The 16,126-nt window shown below is 68.7% G+C and carries 16 protein-coding genes; 2 read left to right on the forward strand and 14 right to left on the reverse strand.

From position 1 onward, the window contains the following. Positions 1 to 71: 71 nt before the first annotated feature. Positions 72 to 1,004: a hypothetical protein gene (locus tag ACWA14_RS14845; protein WP_463795042.1), complete on the forward strand. Its 933-nt coding sequence runs from the start codon at positions 72 to 74 to the stop codon at positions 1,002 to 1,004. A 75-nt stretch (positions 1,005 to 1,079) separates the two neighbouring features. Continuing rightward, on the forward strand, positions 1,080 to 1,661 hold the full coding sequence (locus ACWA14_RS14850) for a hypothetical protein (protein ID WP_463795045.1): 582 nt from the start codon (positions 1,080 to 1,082) through the stop codon (positions 1,659 to 1,661). A gap of 49 nt (positions 1,662 to 1,710) precedes the next feature. Here the strand turns inward: ACWA14_RS14850 and ACWA14_RS14855 are convergent, their stop codons facing one another. The 14 genes from ACWA14_RS14855 to dnaK all read right to left on the reverse strand — a co-directional run bounded on the left by ACWA14_RS14855 (position 1,711) and on the right by dnaK (position 15,928). Beyond that, positions 1,711 to 2,634, reverse strand: a complete 924-nt coding sequence (locus tag ACWA14_RS14855; RefSeq protein WP_463795047.1) for a dihydrodipicolinate synthase family protein — start codon at positions 2,632 to 2,634, stop codon at positions 1,711 to 1,713. Continuing rightward, a complete protein-coding gene (locus ACWA14_RS14860) occupies positions 2,628 to 3,461 on the reverse strand; it encodes an SDR family oxidoreductase (RefSeq protein ID WP_463795049.1) in 834 nt (277 codons plus the stop codon). The genes ACWA14_RS14855 and ACWA14_RS14860 overlap by 7 nt, the downstream gene beginning before the upstream one ends. Positions 3,462 to 3,488: 27 nt before the next feature. After that, positions 3,489 to 4,361 carry a carbohydrate ABC transporter permease gene (locus ACWA14_RS14865; RefSeq protein WP_463795052.1) on the reverse strand — a complete coding sequence of 291 codons (873 nt, stop codon included), beginning with the start codon at positions 4,359 to 4,361 and terminating at the stop codon, positions 3,489 to 3,491. Further along, complete coding sequence (locus ACWA14_RS14870; RefSeq protein ID WP_463795056.1) at positions 4,358 to 5,323, reverse strand: carbohydrate ABC transporter permease; 966 nt, start codon at positions 5,321 to 5,323, stop codon at positions 4,358 to 4,360. The genes ACWA14_RS14865 and ACWA14_RS14870 overlap by 4 nt, the downstream gene beginning before the upstream one ends. An 88-nt stretch (positions 5,324 to 5,411) precedes the next feature. Beyond that, positions 5,412 to 6,707, reverse strand: coding sequence for an ABC transporter substrate-binding protein (locus tag ACWA14_RS14875; RefSeq protein ID WP_463795059.1), 1,296 nt, complete (start codon positions 6,705 to 6,707; stop codon positions 5,412 to 5,414). A 244-nt stretch (positions 6,708 to 6,951) separates the two neighbouring features. Beyond that, the gene (locus ACWA14_RS14880) at positions 6,952 to 7,821 is read right to left on the reverse strand and encodes a dihydrodipicolinate synthase family protein (protein WP_463795061.1); all 870 of its coding nucleotides are present in this window, start codon (positions 7,819 to 7,821) and stop codon (positions 6,952 to 6,954) included. Then, entirely contained in the window at positions 7,818 to 9,485 is a 1,668-nt protein-coding gene (locus tag ACWA14_RS14885) for a tripartite tricarboxylate transporter permease (RefSeq protein ID WP_463795063.1), read from the reverse strand. Before ACWA14_RS14885 ends, ACWA14_RS14880 begins: the two co-directional genes overlap by 4 nt. After that, positions 9,482 to 10,018 (reverse strand): tripartite tricarboxylate transporter TctB family protein, encoded by a 537-nt coding sequence (locus ACWA14_RS14890; RefSeq protein WP_463795066.1) that lies wholly within the window; start codon positions 10,016 to 10,018, stop codon positions 9,482 to 9,484. Before ACWA14_RS14890 ends, ACWA14_RS14885 begins: the two co-directional genes overlap by 4 nt. 88 nt (positions 10,019 to 10,106) lie before the next feature. Beyond that, positions 10,107 to 11,075, reverse strand: a complete 969-nt coding sequence (locus ACWA14_RS14895; RefSeq protein WP_463795069.1) for a tripartite tricarboxylate transporter substrate binding protein — start codon at positions 11,073 to 11,075, stop codon at positions 10,107 to 10,109. A gap of 131 nt (positions 11,076 to 11,206) precedes the next feature. Beyond that, positions 11,207 to 11,869 carry a GntR family transcriptional regulator gene (locus ACWA14_RS14900; protein ID WP_463795071.1) on the reverse strand — a complete coding sequence of 221 codons (663 nt, stop codon included), beginning with the start codon at positions 11,867 to 11,869 and terminating at the stop codon, positions 11,207 to 11,209. Between the two features lie 46 nt (positions 11,870 to 11,915). After that, positions 11,916 to 12,326: a heat shock protein transcriptional repressor HspR gene (locus ACWA14_RS14905; RefSeq protein ID WP_463795073.1), complete on the reverse strand. Its 411-nt coding sequence runs from the start codon at positions 12,324 to 12,326 to the stop codon at positions 11,916 to 11,918. Between the two features lie 79 nt (positions 12,327 to 12,405). Further along, on the reverse strand, positions 12,406 to 13,389 hold the full coding sequence (locus ACWA14_RS14910) for a DnaJ C-terminal domain-containing protein (protein WP_463795076.1): 984 nt from the start codon (positions 13,387 to 13,389) through the stop codon (positions 12,406 to 12,408). An 11-nt stretch (positions 13,390 to 13,400) separates the two neighbouring features. Beyond that, positions 13,401 to 14,057 carry a nucleotide exchange factor GrpE gene (locus tag ACWA14_RS14915; RefSeq protein ID WP_463795078.1) on the reverse strand — a complete coding sequence of 219 codons (657 nt, stop codon included), beginning with the start codon at positions 14,055 to 14,057 and terminating at the stop codon, positions 13,401 to 13,403. 2 nt (positions 14,058 to 14,059) lie between these two features. Next, entirely contained in the window at positions 14,060 to 15,928 is a 1,869-nt protein-coding gene (gene dnaK, locus ACWA14_RS14920; protein WP_463795079.1) for a molecular chaperone DnaK, read from the reverse strand. Between the last annotated feature and the right edge of the window lie 198 nt (positions 15,929 to 16,126).

Genomic DNA, 16,126 nt, shown 5'->3' on the forward strand with positions numbered 1-16,126 from the left:
TCCTCCTCGATCAGCAGTGGCGATGCTCTCGAACCTAGCGAAATCGATTTCAACGCACTAGGGTCTCACGCATGTCCGACTCTGCCGCCGAGCGATGGCTGCGCCCCTCCGGCGATGTCTCCGCCGAGCCCCGCTGGGGGCATCCGAACGGTCTGCAGCTCGGCATTCCGCCCATCCCCGGGCCGCGCGGACTGCTCCGCATCTTCGCCCCGTACCTCGATCATCCGCGCGAGCGTCTGGTGAACTTCATCGCAGTCGAGCCGATCCCCCGAGGGGCCGTCGAACGCGGCTACTCCGAGCTGGAGCAGAGCACGCTCGATCCGGGCGCGCAGGGCAAGCGGCTCTGGTCGGCGGATGCAGCGGAGGCCGCGGAATCCGGCATCACGGGCGCTCCGGCGCGCGGCGTGATCGCGCTCATCGACGGCGTCGAGACCCTGACCGTGTGGATCGGCGTCGAGCGGTTCGACAACGGCTCCGAGGTGCGCGTCCGGGTGCGGTTCTTCGCCGACCATCCGCACGAGGTCGAGGTCGCCGGTTTCGCCAATGCGGCATCGGCGCCGCTCGCCCACCTGGTGCTCAGCGCCACGATGGGCAACTGGGCTCGGCTGCGCTGCCTGCATCTCGTTGATCGGATCGTCACGCCTGACGAGCTGTGGCCCGGCTTCACCGGCACGGCGTTCACCACACACCGGCGCTTCGCCCTCGCCGATCTCGTCCGCGACGGCCATGCCGCGATCGTGAGCGCGACCGGCGACGAGACAGACCCCTGGTCGGTCGACTACGCGGCGGACACAGCCGGGCACTGGCGCTTCCTCGGCCGTCGCGCGGTGCAGACCTGGCGGTCCGACGATCCGCACCCACAGCTCGTGGCGTCGGTCAACGCCCGCGGGACGTACTGGGCCAGTGCCTCGGCGATCCCCGGCGGACCCGCATACGAGAACATCGAGCTCATCGAGCCGTTCCGTCAGGGAGCCGCGTTCCGCTTCTCGGTCGAAGAAGTCTGAGATCCCGCCGATGTCGGCCCGCGGACGACCCGGATCGTCGCGAGGGCCGGGCATCGGATCTGACATGCTGGAGACATGGAGACGGAGTCGCACGCAGCAGTCGGCGATACCGACGAACGGCTCGCACGAGCACGGACCACGGTCGCCGCCTCGGCGACGAAGATCAAGGACGCCCTCGGGAACATCCTCGCGCTCGCCGGTACACCCCCGCAGGCGCATCAGCCCCTCTGGCGACGGCTCGACGTCTTCACGCGGGCGGATCTCGCCGGCATCCTCACCGCCGCCGCGCAGGCCGACATCGCCCGCCATCTCCACCCGCTCGTGTCCCTGCACGACCGCCTCACCGATGCTCGCTGGGCCATCACGACGGCCCCCGGGGCGTCGGCACCCGACGCCCTCGCGGGGCACGTGCGCGGCAGCACCACGACGACCACGATCGCCTCGATCGAACTCCTCGCCGAGGTCTTCACCACCGTCGCCCGCTCGCTCGAGTCCCTCGACACCCGGCTGACCGCGCAGACCGTGTTCAGCGCCCCGATCCCGATCTCGGTGCCCGCCTACATCCGGGAACTCGAGGCGAGCACCGCCCGCGTCTCCACCCGCCCGGACGCCGCCTGGACCTGGGAAGCGCACCTCGACGCGGGCGATCCTCGCTGACGCGACTCGCGTCTTCGGACGACCGCACGATCACGCGACCGCGGGCGGCTCAGCCGACGCGCGCGTCTTCCTCTGCCGTGACGGCGATGTGCTCCTGCAGCCGGACGAACACGGCATCCAGACGCTGCCGGCCCTCGTCGTCGAGCCTCGGCAGTGGGGCACGGCAATCCCCGAGCGGGACGCAGTTCTTCCCGCCGAGGTACTTGGCGGCACCGAACACCCCGACCTCGACCATGCCCTCGACCGTGTCGTTGATGCGCACCTGCACCGCACGCGTACCCGCGAGGTCACCCCGCGCGAACCGCCGCCGCAGCGAGAGGAACAGGTCGATCTGCAGGCTGACGGTGGTGCCGATCGCTCCGCGCGCGCCGATCGAGAGCGCCGGGAGGTAGAACTCGTCGAACCCGTTGATCAGGGTCACCTCGGGATACCGGCGGAGGACGCGCTCCGCGCCGTAGAGGTTGCGCGAGGTGTGCTTCACGCCGATCACCCGAGGCAGCGCGAGCAGCTCCTCGAACCCGCCCTCCGAGATGTCGCGACCGGTGAACTGCGGGATGTTGTAGAGCACGAACGGCAGGTCGACCGCATCGATCACGGAGCGGAAGTGGCGCACGACATCGGACGTCGCATAGCCGTAGTACAGCGGCGGGATCATCGAGATCGCCGAGACACCGGCATCCTTCGCCGCGGCGGCGATGCGGATCGCCTCACCGGTCGACATCGCGCCGACGTGCGACACGACGGGCACCCGACCGGACGCCGCGACCACCGCGGTCTCCGCGACGGCGATGCGCTCGGCCTCCGACAGCAGCACGCCCTCCCCCGACGAGCCGCAGACGTACAGCCCCTCGACCCCGCGGCGGACGTCGCTGTCGAGCAGGGTCGCGAGCGCGTCGTGGTCGACGGATTCATCACCGCGCATCGGGGTGACGGCCGCCGTGAACAGGCGGTCGCCGAGCAGGTCGGTCACCATGCGGTCCACCCGCCGTCCACCACGAGGTTGGAGCCGGTCATGTAGGTCGACGCCTCGGAGGCGAGGAACAGCAGCGCGCCGTTGTACTCGTCGGCTTCCGCCATGCGTCCGATCGGCATCCGCTCGATGTAGTTCGCCTGGAACTTCGCATCCTGCGTGTCGCGACGCACACCGGAGGGGGTGAGCGTGTTCACCCGGATGCCGGCACGACCCCAGTACGTGGCGCAGTAGCGCGTCAGGTTGTACAGGCCCGACTTCGCCGCCGAGTAGGCGACCGGCTTGATGAACGGGATGCCGGTGTCCTCGGCCTTGTACGCGTAGATGTCCTGCACGGGCGAGACCATGCCGTAGATCGAGCCCACGTTCACGATCGAGCCGCCCACGCCGGCATCCCGCATGCGGCGCCCCGCGGCCTGCGTGACGAGGAAGGTGCCGACGAGGTTGGTGTCGACGACCTCGCGGAACACCTCGACCGGGAACTCCTCGAACGGACCCGACACCTCGGGCGGGGCGCTGGGCTGCGTGTCGATCCCGGCGTTGTTGACGACGACGGTGGGCACGCCCCAGGTCGCGAGGACCCGGTCGAAGCCGGCATCCACGCTCGCCTGATCGGTGATGTCCATCGCGAGCGCGAGCAGTCTCCCCTCCGGGTCGTCGAGGCCGAGCCGGGCGGCGGGGTCGGGAACCTCGCGGCGGGAGGTGACGGCGACGCGGGCCCCGCGTGCGTGCAGCGAGCGGACGAACTCCGCCCCGATCTGGCCGAAGCCGCCGGTGACGACGACCACCTTGTCCCGCACGGAGAAGAGCGGGTCGAGACCTTCAGACATGTGTGAGTACTCCAGATTGCAGGGCGTTCAGCCCTTGACGGATCCTGCGGTGAGGCCGGAGACGATGCCCCGCTGCGCCCACAGGAAGAAGATGATCGCCGGCAGTGCGAACAGCAGCGCGCAGAACATCACGACGTTCATGGGCGTGTAGAACTGACCCAGGAACGACGACAGTCCGACGGAGGCCGGCCACAGCTCGGACGACGAGATGAAGGTGTTCGCGAACATGAACTCGTTCCAGCCGTCGAAGAACGCGATGACCGCGGCGGCAGCGATGCTCGGCATGATCAGCGGCAGCACGATCGTGGTGAGGATGCGCAGCCGGGAGCAGCCGTCGATGCGCGCCGACTCCTCGATCTCATAGGGGATCTTGTCGATCCCGCTCTTGATGATGAACATCGCCACCGGCATCACGAACGCGGTGTCGGCGAGGACCAGACCCCAGTGGCTGTTCAGCAGACCGGCGCCCGCGAAGATCGCGTACAGCGGCACGATGATGAGCGCCTCGGGCAGCATCTGGGTGCTGAAGAAGAGGAAGCCGGCGACCCCACGGCCGTGGAACCGGTAGCGGCTGAGCGCGTAGGCGGCCATGGTCGCGAGCACCAGGCTGAGGATCGTGGTGCCCGCCGCGATCACGAACGAGTTGCCGAGCCAGCGGAAGATCGGGATGTCGGAGAGGAAGCCGCCCCACTGCCCGATGTTCTGGAACTCCGGGATCAGGGGCTGCCCGTCGCGGTACAGCGACGCCTCGGTGCCGAGCGAGGTGCCCAGCATCCAGTAGACGGGGAACCCGGCGAACACCACGAGCAGCGTGATGAGCACGGCCTTGCCGAGACTGCCGAACCGGGCGCCGACGCCTCGGCGACGCGGGAGATCAGTGGGGATGCGCACGGTGGTCATCGCTGGCTCTCCTGACGTTCCTGGATCTGCTCGACGATGAAGTACACGACGGTGACCAGCAGCGACAGCACCAGTCCGAGGGCGCCGATCGCGGCGGCACGGCCGAGGTTCTGGTCCTGGAAGGCCGTGCGGTAGACGTTCACGACCAGCGTGTTGGTGACGTCGAGCGGACCGCCGCCGGTGATGAGGAAGATGATCTCGAAGCGACGGATCGACCAGATCGTCATGAGCAGGGTGATCACGCGCAGCGTGGGCATGAGGTGCGGCAGCGTGACCGCGAGGAAGGACTGGAACCGCGTGGCGCCGTCGACCCAGGTCGCCTCGCGCAACTCCTGGGGCACGCTCTGCAGCGCGCTCAGCATCACCAGCATCACGAGCGGGGTGAGTTTCCAGACCGTGGCGAGCGTCACCGCGAAGAGTCCGTACTGCGGGTCGACCAGCCATCCGTGCTGGCCCATGCCGAGCGCCGATGTGGTGCGGTTGAGGATGCCCTGCTCGTTGTTGTAGATCCACACGAAGATGAGGGCGGCGGCCACGGTGGGCACGGCCCACGGGATGGTGGCGATCGCGCGGATGATGCCCCGCCCCTTGAAGGCGGTGTTCAGCAGCAGCGCACCCGCCGTGCCGATGCCGACGGAGAACAGCACCGTGAAGAGCGTGTACAGCAGGGTCGTGACGACCGAGGTCCAGAACTTGTCGCTCGCGAGCAGGTACTCGTAGTTCTCGGCGCCGACCGGCCGGCCACCCGCGGGGTTGACGAGCTTGGTCGCGGTGAACGACAGCATCAGGCCGCGGATCAGCGGGAAGACCGTGAAGATCGCGAGATACACGACCGCCGGGAAGAGGAAGAGGTAGGCGCCGTTGCGCTCGACGAAGCGCCCGACGGCTCCACTGCCGCGTGGCCGCTTCGGCGGGGCAGCGCGAGGCGTCGAACGGGGCGCCTCGAGGGTGCGGGTGGCCATGCGGAGGTCCTTTCAGAGGGGGCGACGCGGTGAGCGACGGGGTGAGCGAGGCGTGAGGGGCGGGATGGGGATCCCGCCCCTCGGGAGCTCAGCCGAGTTCGGCCTCGAGCGCCTTCTGCACTTCGCCGAGCTTGGTCTCGACGTCGCCGCCGTTGACGCGCAGGTCCTCGACCGCGGTCAGCACCTCGCGCCAGATCGGCTTGCTCTCGGTCTCGAAGCCCTCGACCAGCGTCGATTTCGAGGTCTTCGCGGCCTCGAGGAACTGCGTGGCCCAGGGGTTCGCCGCCAGGAACTCGGCATCGGGCTCGACGTCGGTGGCCATGGCGGAGGCACCGAGACCGGCGCGGATCGCGGTCTGGCCCTCATCGCCGAGGATCCACCGCACGAAGTCCTTCGCGGCCTCGACGTTGTCGCTGTTCGCATTGACCGCGATGATGAGCTGCGAGTTCGATCCGGCGTTGGCGAGCGGCAGCGGTGCCGCGCCCATGTTCTCGCCGGTGATGACGTTGTCGGGGTTGCTGGTGATGGTCGTCGCGACGCCCGAGTTCTCGAACAGCATGCCGACCTGGCCCTGACCGAACTTGGCGCGGAAGGTCGACGCGTCGTCGCCGATCGGCGCGACACCCGACTCGAAGGTCTCCAGGAACGCCTCGACGGCCTCGACGTTCTCGGCCTTGTCGATCGTGAGCGCCTCGCCGTCGCTGAGCTCGCCGCCGAAGCCGTAGATCCAGTTGGCCATCTCGAGCGTCCAGCCGTCGATCTCCGCGGTCTGATGACGACCGGCCCAGCCGGCGATGCCGAGCTCGGCCTGGATGGTCTCGGCCGTGGTGAGGAACTCCTCGAACGTGGTCGGGACCTCGAGGTCGAGCTGGGCGAAGACGTCCTTGTTGTAGATCACCGTGTTGTAGGTCGGGCGCTCCCAGTTGAAGCCGTACTGACCGTCCTGGAAGAAGCCGGCCTCGTTCGTGGCGTTGAGGCTGTCGCCGAGTTCGTCGGCGATGTCGTCGAGCGGCTCCAGCACGCCGGCGTCGACGAGCGACGCGAACTGGCTGTCCTGCAGGACCATGACGTCGGGTCCGCCGCCGGCGCCGAGTTCGGTGCTGAGCTTGTCGGCGTAGTTCGCGAACGGGATCTCGACCTTGGTCAGCTCGATGTCGTCGTTCGGGCCGGTGTAGCCCTTCACGGCATCCCAGATGATCGGGCCCTTGCCGTCTTCGAGGAACTGCCAGTTGGAGAACGTGAGCTCTCCGCCGGCAGCGGCCCCGGCGTCTCCGGAGTCGCTCCCCGCGGAGCATCCGGCGAGGGCGATCGCGGAGACGGCGGCGATGCCGACGACCCTCAGCGCACGGGTACGGCGGGATGGGTGTGCATGGATCAACTTCACTGTTCACTCCTTTGGGCAGCAAGCCTTCTGCGACGATGCGGTCGGTTCTTCACGAGGGATGCGTGAAACCGATTTCGCAACCGTAGCCCGCCTGTTTGCGCGGAGTCAAGAGAAAATGGTTACGTAATTATTTTGTGACGATGAAACCCTTGGCGCGGACGTATCCGCCCCCTCGACGCGCGCACGAAGAAAGGCGCGGAGCAGGCTCAGGGCCTGCTCCGCGCCTCGTCGGAAGGAGAATGCGTCAGCGGTTCGCGGCGACCACCTGCGCCACCGCGGCGCGCTCGGCGTCGGTCGGCTCGGCGATCGCCATGCGGCAGTACGCATCGACCACGTCGAGCACACGGTACGCCTCCTTCATGCGGGCCATGTCCCCGCCGATCAGCGACACCACGTCGTCCACGGCCGTCTGCGCGGCGGCGATCGCCGACGCATCGCCCGAGCGGCCGGCATCCGCCAGCGCACGGAAGGGCTTCGGGGTCACCGAGGAGACCCCCGACACGACGCCCTGCGCGCCCGCGTCGACCGCGGCGATGAGGTCGCGGTCGGCACCCGTGTACAGGTCGAAGTCGGCCGGGACGGCGGCACGGTACGCCGCGATCTCGTCGAGCGACAGCTCGCTGAGCTTGGCTCCCACCACGTTCGGCAGAGCGGACAGCCGCACCAGGAGCTCGGGCGAGACCGTGTTGCCGCTGCGCGCCGGGTAGATGTACACGTACAGACGCCCGTCGCCCACGGCATCCGACACCGCCTGGAAGTAGTCGAAGATCGCGTCCTCGGTCGACTTCAGGTAGTACGGGGTGAGGGCGGCGAACTCGGTCGCGCCGAGCCCCTTCGCGATCTCCACGAGCCGCACGGCCTCGAACGTGCTCGGCTGGCCGACGTGCACGATCACGCGCATGCGGTCGGCGAGCTCGTCGATCGCCGCACCCACGAGTGCGGTGAACTCGGCCACGTCGACGGCGGGGAACTCGCCCGTGGTGCCGAGGATGAAGGCACCCTCGTTGCCCGACTGTCCGACGAAGCGGAAGATCGCCCGCGAGCCCTCGAGGTCGAGGCTCCCGTCGCGGTGGAACGCGGTGGGGACGGCGGTCAGGATGTCGTAACGGGTCACTTCTCGTTCTCCTTGGAGTTCTTGCGCTGGTCCCGGCGCGCCCTGCGGGTCGCGCGGGCTGAGGTGTCGACGTTGCGCACCGTCGAGGTGAGCAGATCGGGGTTCGCGGCGAGCTCGTCGTGCGCCTTCTCGATCTGCGCGAGGCTGTCCTCGCGCAGGATCGAGTCGGCCAGCGACGTCCGCTCGGCGCGGGGCTTGCGGGCCGCGCGGATCGCCGGCATCACGATCGACAGCACGGCGAGGGCCAGCAGGATCAGCGCGATGGGGCTGACGACCTCGAAGAACGGACGCGTCGGGAGGATCGCCAGCGTACGGGCGAGATTCTCCTCCGCGAGCGGGCCGAGGAGCAGGCCGAGCACGACCGGACCGGCCGGCACCTGCAGACGCTTGAGCAGCACCCCGACGACACCGAACACCAGCATCGTGACGACGGTGGAGAGGCTGTTCGAGGTGGCATAGGTGCCGATGATGCAGAAGATCAGGATGCCGCTCCACAGGTACGGCTGCGGCACGTCGAGCAGCTTGACCATGCCCTTCATGCGGATCAGGCTCAGCACGAGCGACAGGATCGTCGCGACCAGCATGATGCCGACGATCGAGACCACCAGGTCCGGCCGGTTCGTGAACAGCGTCGGGCCGGGGGTGATGCCCCAGATGATCATCGAGCCGATCATGACCGCCATGACCGAGTCGCCGGGGATGCCCAGCGCCATGGTCGTCGTGAGCGATCCGCCGAGCGTGGCGCTGGAGGCCGTGTCCGAGGCCGCGACGCCCTCGATCGACCCCTTGCCGAACATCTCCGGGTGCTTCGACACCTTTCGTGCCCGCTCCCATCCGATGAGACCGGCGATGTCGCCGCCGGCCGCGGGGATGAGTCCGACGCCGAGTCCGACGGCACCGCCGACCGCGGTGGCGCGGCCGCTCTGCTTCAGCTCCGCCCGGTTCGGCCACCAGCGGCCGAGGCTCGAGATGGGCCGCACGTGCGACTTCCGGTGCGTGAGCAGCTGGTCGAACAGCTCGGCGATGCCGAACAGGCCGATGATCACGGCGATGAAGTTGACACCTTCGACGAGTTCGAGCACGCCGAATGTGAAGCGCTGATCGGCGGTCGCGGCGTAGGTGCCGACCGTGCCGAGCATGAGGCCGAAGAGTCCGGCGAGGATGCCCTTGAGCATCGACTTCGACGAGATGCCGATCATGATCGAGATGCCGAAGACGACGAGGGCGAACAGCTCGGGCGACTTGAAGTAGTCGCGGGCGAAGCTGGCGATCGGCACGGCGGCGACCGCGAAGAGCACGAGCGAGGCCAGGATGCCGACGGCCGACACGATCGCGGAGATCGTCAGGGCGAGGCCGGCCCGCCCCTGCTTCGCCATCGGATAGCCGTCGAGAGTGGTGGCGATCGAGGCCGGCGTTCCCGGGGTGTTGATCAGGATCGAGGGCACCCGATCGCCGAAGTTGGCGGCGACGTAGATGGTCAGCAGGACCGCGAGCCCCTGGACCGGTTCGAGCGTCAGGGTGAAGCCGGCCGCGAGGGCGACGGCCATGGTGGCGGTGATGCCGGGGAAGGCGCCCACCATGAAGCCGAGCAGGAGGCCGACCAGCATGTAGAGCAGGATCGAGATGTCGAGGAGCGAGTTCAGCCCCTCCATGAGCGCGTTCACAGGGGAATCCTCAGGAGCATCCCGAACACGACGTAGACGAACGCCGTGACGGAGGCGGAGTAGATGATCAGGCTCAGCCAGCGGCGGTGGCCGTAGACGAGCATGAGGGATGCCATCAGCACGGCGCACGCGACGGGGAAGACCTCGATGCGGTAGCCGAACAGGATGAGGCTGCCCAGAGACCACACGGCGATGAAGACGCAGGCGATCACGAGCGTGGCGATGACGCGGAGGACGCCTCCGGGCTGGATGCGCTCGAGGTCTTCGCGGCCGGGCGCCGGTCGGGTGAGGGCGAGCGCGAGGATGGCGAGGGAGATGACGACCGCGGTGACGGCGATCACCAGCGGCCAGAACCGGGCGTCGATCTGGCCCGGGGCGGCCTCGCGGCGCAGGGGGATCTGCGTGGCGAGGAAGAGGTAGCCGGTCGTGAAGGCGAGGGCCACGACGCCGAACGCGATTTCGATGCCGCGCGATGCGGGGGCGGCCTGGTGGCCGTCGGTCTCGACGACGCCGTCTGCTGCGGAGGTCGACATGATGCTCCTTCCGTGTCCTGAGAGGGGGGGGAAAGCGCTGCGGGGCCGGTGATGAGCCCGGCCCCGCGGCGTTCTCGACCGGGCCTGCTCAGCCCAGGAGGTCCTGGAACAGGGTGAACTGCTCGTCGACGAAGGTGGTCCACTCGGCGGAGTCGCGGTACACGACCAGGTTGCCGGCGTCCTCCTGGAACTGCTGGTACGTGTCGGACTCGACGGCTTCCTCGACGGCGCTCTCGAGAGCCGCCTTCACGTCGTCGGGCAGACCCTTCGGGGCGTAGATCCCGCCCCAGCCGCCGAAGACGACGTCATCGCCGATGGCTTCTTCCACGGTCGGCACGTCTTCCGCGTCGGGGTGGCGCTCGTCGTTCATGACCGCGAGGATGCGCACGGCCTCGCCCTGCGCGAGCGCTTCGCCGAGGCCGGAGACGGCGGCGACGGTCTCGCCGGAGGCGGCCGCGGCGACCGCGGTCGCACCGCCGTCGTAGGGCACCGGGGTGAAGGCGGCGTCGGTGGCGTCGCCGAGGCCGATGGTCGCGGCCTCCCAGATCGAGCCCGCGCCGGAGTTGGCGACCGTCACGGCACCGGACTCGGCCTGGGCGACCAGGTCTTCGAGGCTCTCGATACCGCTGTTCGCGCCGACCGTGATGACGCCGGGGGCCAGCATGATCTGACCGAGCAGATCGAAGTTCTCCGGGAGCACGTTCGCGCCCTGCGTGGTGTTGAGCATCGCGATCTCGACCGGCGCGAAGCCGATGACGTAGCCGTCGGGGTCCTGCGCGCCGACGTACTCCATCGCGAGGGCGCCGGCGGCACCGGGCATGTTCTCGGGGATGATGCTGACGCCGAGGATCTTCTCGAGCTCGGAGGCGAGGGCACGCGACGAGAGGTCGGAGCCGCCACCGGGGTTGGCCTGGATGATGAGGCGGATGTCGCTCTCGGGGAACGTCGACGCGGCTTCCTCGTTCTCCTCGACCTTGGTGCAGGCCGAGAGGACGAGTGCGGTGGCTGCGAGGGCGGCGATCGCGGCGGCCGCCCGGGTGATGCGCTTGCGGGGCATCTTTGCTCCTCTACGTGGGTCGACCGTGTTGTCGACGCCTTGAGGCTAGCAGTGTTGACTGTTAACAGTCAACACTTGCGCGCATCGCCCCGCCTGTCGCACGATGCGCGCGCGGACAGGAGGGGATGCAGTCACCGCGGCGCGGTGATCTCGCTGAGCATCCGGTCGCGGGCACCGTCGAGGTGCGAGGCCAGCACGCCCGCGGCCTCCTCGGCCGTTCCGGTGCGCATCACGTCAAGAAGCCTGCGGTGATCGTCGGACGACTCGTGCAGATCGTCGTCGTGGTTGATCGTGACGTCGAGGAGCGCGGTGAAGGTGGGGAGGTACTGGTTCCACGCCCCCTCGAGCCGCGGGTGATCCGCCAGGGCGTAGATCTGCGAATGGAACTCGAGGTCCGCGGTCACGAACGCGGCATGATCGCCGTCGTCCGCCGCGCTCCCCATCCGCGCGACCGCCGCAGCCATCGGCGCCCAGCGCGCGTCGTCCTCGACGCGCATGGCGCGGGACAGGGCGAGCTGCTCGAGCGCCCCGCGCAGACTGTAGAGCTGCTCGACGTCATCCGGCGACAGGCCGACGATGTAGACGCCCCGGGGGCGCTGCACCTCGACCAGCTTCTCGAAGCTCAGTTGCGTGAGGGCATCGCGGATCGGGCCGCGGCTCACGGCGAACTCCTCGGCCAGCGCTTCCTCGGTGATGCGCGCACCCGGCGCGAGCTCGCCGCGCACGATGCGCTGCCTCAGCACTCGGGCCACCTGGGCACCGAGGGACTCTCCACGCTTCACGCTCTGCGTCACGGTGACCTCCTGTTAACAGTTGACAGGATACACACCGCGGTGGATCTCAGTCCCCGCGCGGCCTCCACAGCACGACCTCGGTCGCGCGGCGGAGGCGTCGCCCGCTCGGCATCGGCACGACGCCGGAGGATCCCGCGGCGAACACGCGCACCCCGGGACGGTTCTCCCGCTCCGCGCGGACAGCGGCCTCGAGTTCGGCGACGCGTGCGCGCAGCGCCCGGTTCTCGTCCTCGAGATCGAGGACCCGGGCGATCGCGGGCAGGCTGACCCCCGCGGCCGACAGCTGAGCGACCTCGCGCAGCTGTTCGATGTCGCGGGGCGAATAGCGACGAGAGCCGCCGGTCGTGCGCCCGGGCACGACCAGGCCGATGCGGTCGTACTGCCGCAGGGTCTGCGGATGCATGCCGGCGAGCTCGGCCGCCGCGGCGATCGCGAACATCGGAGAATCGGCGTTCATGCGCGATCTCCCTCGGCCCCCGAACGACCACCGTCGGCCCCCGGGCGTCCGGGAACCGACGGCGTGCCGGTGGCGTTCATCAGCGACGCGCCTTCGCCATGAGCTCGGCGCGGGGGTTCTCGGCGGGCTCGAGCGACTGGAACTTCTCGAGCGCCTCCCGCGCGGCGTCGTCGAGGTGCGAGGGCACCGCGACCTGGAGCTCGGCGAGCAGGTCGCCGGTCCCCTTGGCGGTCACGACGCCGCGCCCCTTGACCCGCAGCACCCGCCCGGAGGGGGTGCCGGGGGCGACGCGCAGCTTGACGGTGTCGCCGCTGAGCGTCGGCACCTCGATCGTGGCGCCGAGCGTGGCCTCGGTGAAGGTCACGGGAACGGTCAGCCGCAGGTTGAGCCCGTCACGGGTGAAGACCGGATGCGGGCGCACCGTGATCTGCACCACGATGTCCCCCCGGTCTCCCCCGTCCGGAGACGGACGCCCGCGACCGCGCAGACGGATCTTCTGGCCGTCGGCCACGCCCGCGGGGATCTTCACCTTGAACGGCTTGCCGTCGTCGCCCTGCAGCGTGATCGTCTCACCCTGCACCGCGGTGACGAAGTCGAGCGTGGTGCGCGCCGTGACATCGGCTCCGCGCTGCGGACCGCCGTAGCCGCGGAAGCCACCCGACGTCTGCCCGAAACGGCCGGAGCCGAAGGCACCGCCCTGCCCCTGGTTGAACATCGCGAAGATGTCCTCGAAGTCGGCCGACTGCCCGCCCCGGCTCTGGCCGTAGCGGCTGAAGACGTCTTCGAACCCGCCCGAGCCCGAGCCACCCGCCGTGAAGCGGGCGCCCGAGCCCATGGCGCGGATCTCGTCGTACTCCTTGCGCTGCTCGGCATCGTTGAGCACCGAGTAGGCCTCGCTGATCTCCTTGAAGGTCGCCTCGGCCGCGGCATCCCCCGGGTTCGAATCCGGGTGGTACTTGCGGGCGAGCTTGCGATAGGTCTTCTTCAGCTCGGCGGGAGTGACATCCTTCGAGACCCCGAGGGTCTTGTAGAAGTCCTTGTCGAACCAGTCCTGGCTAGCCACTGATCACCTGCCTACGCGGCCGGAACAGCGACGACGACCTTCGCGGGGCGGAGCTCGACGTCGCCCAGGCGGTAACCCACCTCGACGACCTCGAGGATCGTCGCCTTCTCCGCGCCGGGAGTCGGCTGCTGGAAGATCGCCTCGTGGCGCTGAGGGTCGAAGTCCTCGCCCGCCGCGCCGTACGAGACGACGCCGAGGCGCTCCACGACGGCGCGCACCTTGACGGCGATCGCCGCGAACGGCGTGCCGTCGACGAGGTCGCCGTGCTGGGCGGCACGGTCGAAGTCGTCGAGCACCGGGATGAGGCCCTTCACGGCCTCGCCCTTCGCCCGCTCGATCTCGATCTGGCGCTGCTCCTCGGTGCGGCGACGGTAGTTCGCGTACTCGGCCTGGAGGCGCTTGAGGTCGTTCAGCAGCGTCGACTCGAGGTCGGCGAGCACGGCGTCCTCCGCCGCGGCCTCGCCGGTCTGCGTCGCGCCGAGGATGTCGTCGACCGTGAGGTCTTCGGCGCCCTCGTCGGGCATCTCGTCAGAGCCCTCGGCCGCTGCGGCCTCGGTGGAATCCGGGTTCTGCGGCGCGGGGCCGGATGCCTGAGCATCCGACCCCTCGCTGCGTCCTTCGTCAGGCTCAGGAACCGAATCTTGGCTGTCGAAGTTCTTGTCCGTCATGGTTACTTCTTCTCGTCCTCGTCGTCCACGACCTCGGCGTCGATGACATCCTCATCCGAGGAGGTCTCGTCGGCCGCGGGCGCTTCGCCGTCGGTCGTCGGTGCGCCGGCCGCGGCATCCGCCTGCGACTGCGCGTAGATCGCTTCGCCGAGCTTGCCCTGCGACTCGTTCAGCTTGTCGAACGCGGTCTTCACGGCCTCGTCGTCGTCTCCGGCGAGGGCCGTCTTGAGGGCGTCCACGTCGGCCTGGACCGATTCCTTGACGTCGGCGGGGAGCTTCTCCTCGTTGTCCTTGATCAGCTTGTCGATCGAGTAGGCGAGGGTCTCGGCCTGGTTGCGGACCTCGGCGGCCTCACGGCGCTTCTTGTCCTCGGCCGCGTTCTCCTCGGCCTCGCGCACCATGCGCTCGATGTCGTCCTTCGACAGCGACGAGCCGCCGGTGATCGTCATCGACTGCTCCTTGCCGGTGCCCTTGTCCTTGGCGGACACGTGCACGATGCCGTTGGCGTCGATGTCGAAGGTCACCTCGACCTGCGGGATGCCCCGCGGCGCCGGGGCGATGCCGGTGAGCTCGAAGGTGCCGAGCGGCTTGTTGTCGCGGGTGAACTCGCGCTCGCCCTGGAAGACCTGGATCGCGACGGACGGCTGGTTGTCGTCGGCCGTGGTGAAGGTCTCGCTGCGCTTGGTCGGGATCGCGGTGTTGCGGTCGATGAGCTTGGTCATCATGCCGCCCTTGGTCTCGATACCCAGGCTCAGCGGGGTGACGTCGATCAGCAGGACGTCCTTGCGCTCGCCCTTCAGCACGCCGGCCTGGAGAGCGGCGCCGACGGCGACGACCTCATCCGGGTTGACGCCCTTGTTGGCTTCCTTGCCGGTCTCGCGCTTGACGAGCTCGGCGACGGCGGGCATACGGGTCGATCCGCCGACCAGGACGATGTGGTCGATCTCGGACACCTTGATGCCGGCCTCGCGGATGACGTCCTCGAACGGCTTCTTGGTGCGGTCGAGCAGGTCCTTCGTGAGGTCCTCGAACTTGGCGCGGGTGATGGTCTCGCTGAGCGAGACGGGGCCCGAGTCGGTGAGCGACAGGTACGGCAGGTTGATGCTCGTGCTGGTCGAGCTCGAGAGCTCCTTCTTCGCCTGCTCCGCGGCCTCCTTGAGGCGCTGGAGGGCGATCTTGTCGCCCGAGACGTCGACACCGGTCGTGGACTTGAACTGCGAGATCAGGTAGTCGACGACGCGCTGGTCCCAGTCGTCGCCGCCGAGGCGGTTGTCACCCGCGGTGGCGCGCACCTGGATCGTGGAGAAGTCGTCGTCCTTGCCCACCTCGAGGAGGGAGACGTCGAACGTGCCGCCACCCAGGTCGAAGACCAGGATGAGCTCGTCTTCCTTGCCCTTGTCGAGGCCGTAGGCGAGAGCCGCGGCGGTGGGCTCGTTGATGATGCGGAGCACGTTGAGACCCGAGATCTCGCCGGCCTCCTTGGTGGCCTGACGCTCGGCGTCGTTGAAGTACGCAGGGACCGTGATGACCGCGTCGGTCACGGTGTCGCCCAGGTACGACTCGGCGTCGCGCTTGAGCTTCATGAGGATGCGCGCGGAGATCTCCTGCGGCGTCCACTTCTTGCCGTCGACGTCGAACGACCAGTCGGTGCCGATGTGGCGCTTGACCGAGGCGATGGTGCGGTCGACGTTCGTGACGGCCTGGCGCTTCGCGGTCTCACCGACGAGCACCTCGCCGTCCTTGGTGAAGGCGACCACCGACGGGGTGGTGCGGAAGCCCTCGGCATTGGCGATGACCTTCGGCTCGCCGCCCTCGAGGACACTGACGACGGAGTTCGTCGTACCGAGGTCGATTCCAACAGCACGTGCCATGTGATTCTCCTTTTTTACGGACGTTGAGTGGTTCGGAAGTCTGCAGCGATCAGAAACCTGAGTCGCGATGACTCAAGGATACGCGCAGCCCCCGACGCTGTCAAAGTGAACTTGATATGAATCGGCTCAACTTTGCCTACGCGCATCCGCCGAGGTGGGCGCGCCCCGTGTCATGGCGCGAAATCTGCTCGCCCCGAC

Source organism: Microbacterium sp. TW_SC_2 (assembly GCF_055361165.1).

Bases quoted from the DNA above. Each gene is read 5' to 3' on its own strand.
- ACWA14_RS14855 (WP_463795047.1), bottom strand. From the start codon at position 2,634: ATGGTGACCGACCTGCTCGGCGACCGCCTGTTCACGGCGGCCGTCACC.
- ACWA14_RS14850 (WP_463795045.1), top strand. From the start codon at position 1,080: ATGGAGACGGAGTCGCACGCAGCAGTCGGCGATACCGACGAACGGCTC.
- ACWA14_RS14845 (WP_463795042.1), top strand. From the start codon at position 72: ATGTCCGACTCTGCCGCCGAGCGATGGCTGCGCCCCTCCGGCGATGTC.
- ACWA14_RS14870 (WP_463795056.1), bottom strand. From the start codon at position 5,323: ATGGCCACCCGCACCCTCGAGGCGCCCCGTTCGACGCCTCGCGCTGCC.
- dnaK (WP_463795079.1), bottom strand. From the start codon at position 15,928: ATGGCACGTGCTGTTGGAATCGACCTCGGTACGACGAACTCCGTCGTC.
- ACWA14_RS14865 (WP_463795052.1), bottom strand. From the start codon at position 4,361: ATGACCACCGTGCGCATCCCCACTGATCTCCCGCGTCGCCGAGGCGTC.
- ACWA14_RS14860 (WP_463795049.1), bottom strand. From the start codon at position 3,461: ATGTCTGAAGGTCTCGACCCGCTCTTCTCCGTGCGGGACAAGGTGGTC.
- ACWA14_RS14905 (WP_463795073.1), bottom strand. From the start codon at position 12,326: ATGAACGCCGATTCTCCGATGTTCGCGATCGCCGCGGCGGCCGAGCTC.
- ACWA14_RS14895 (WP_463795069.1), bottom strand. From the start codon at position 11,075: ATGCCCCGCAAGCGCATCACCCGGGCGGCCGCCGCGATCGCCGCCCTC.
- ACWA14_RS14915 (WP_463795078.1), bottom strand. From the start codon at position 14,057: ATGACGGACAAGAACTTCGACAGCCAAGATTCGGTTCCTGAGCCTGAC.
- ACWA14_RS14890 (WP_463795066.1), bottom strand. From the start codon at position 10,018: ATGTCGACCTCCGCAGCAGACGGCGTCGTCGAGACCGACGGCCACCAG.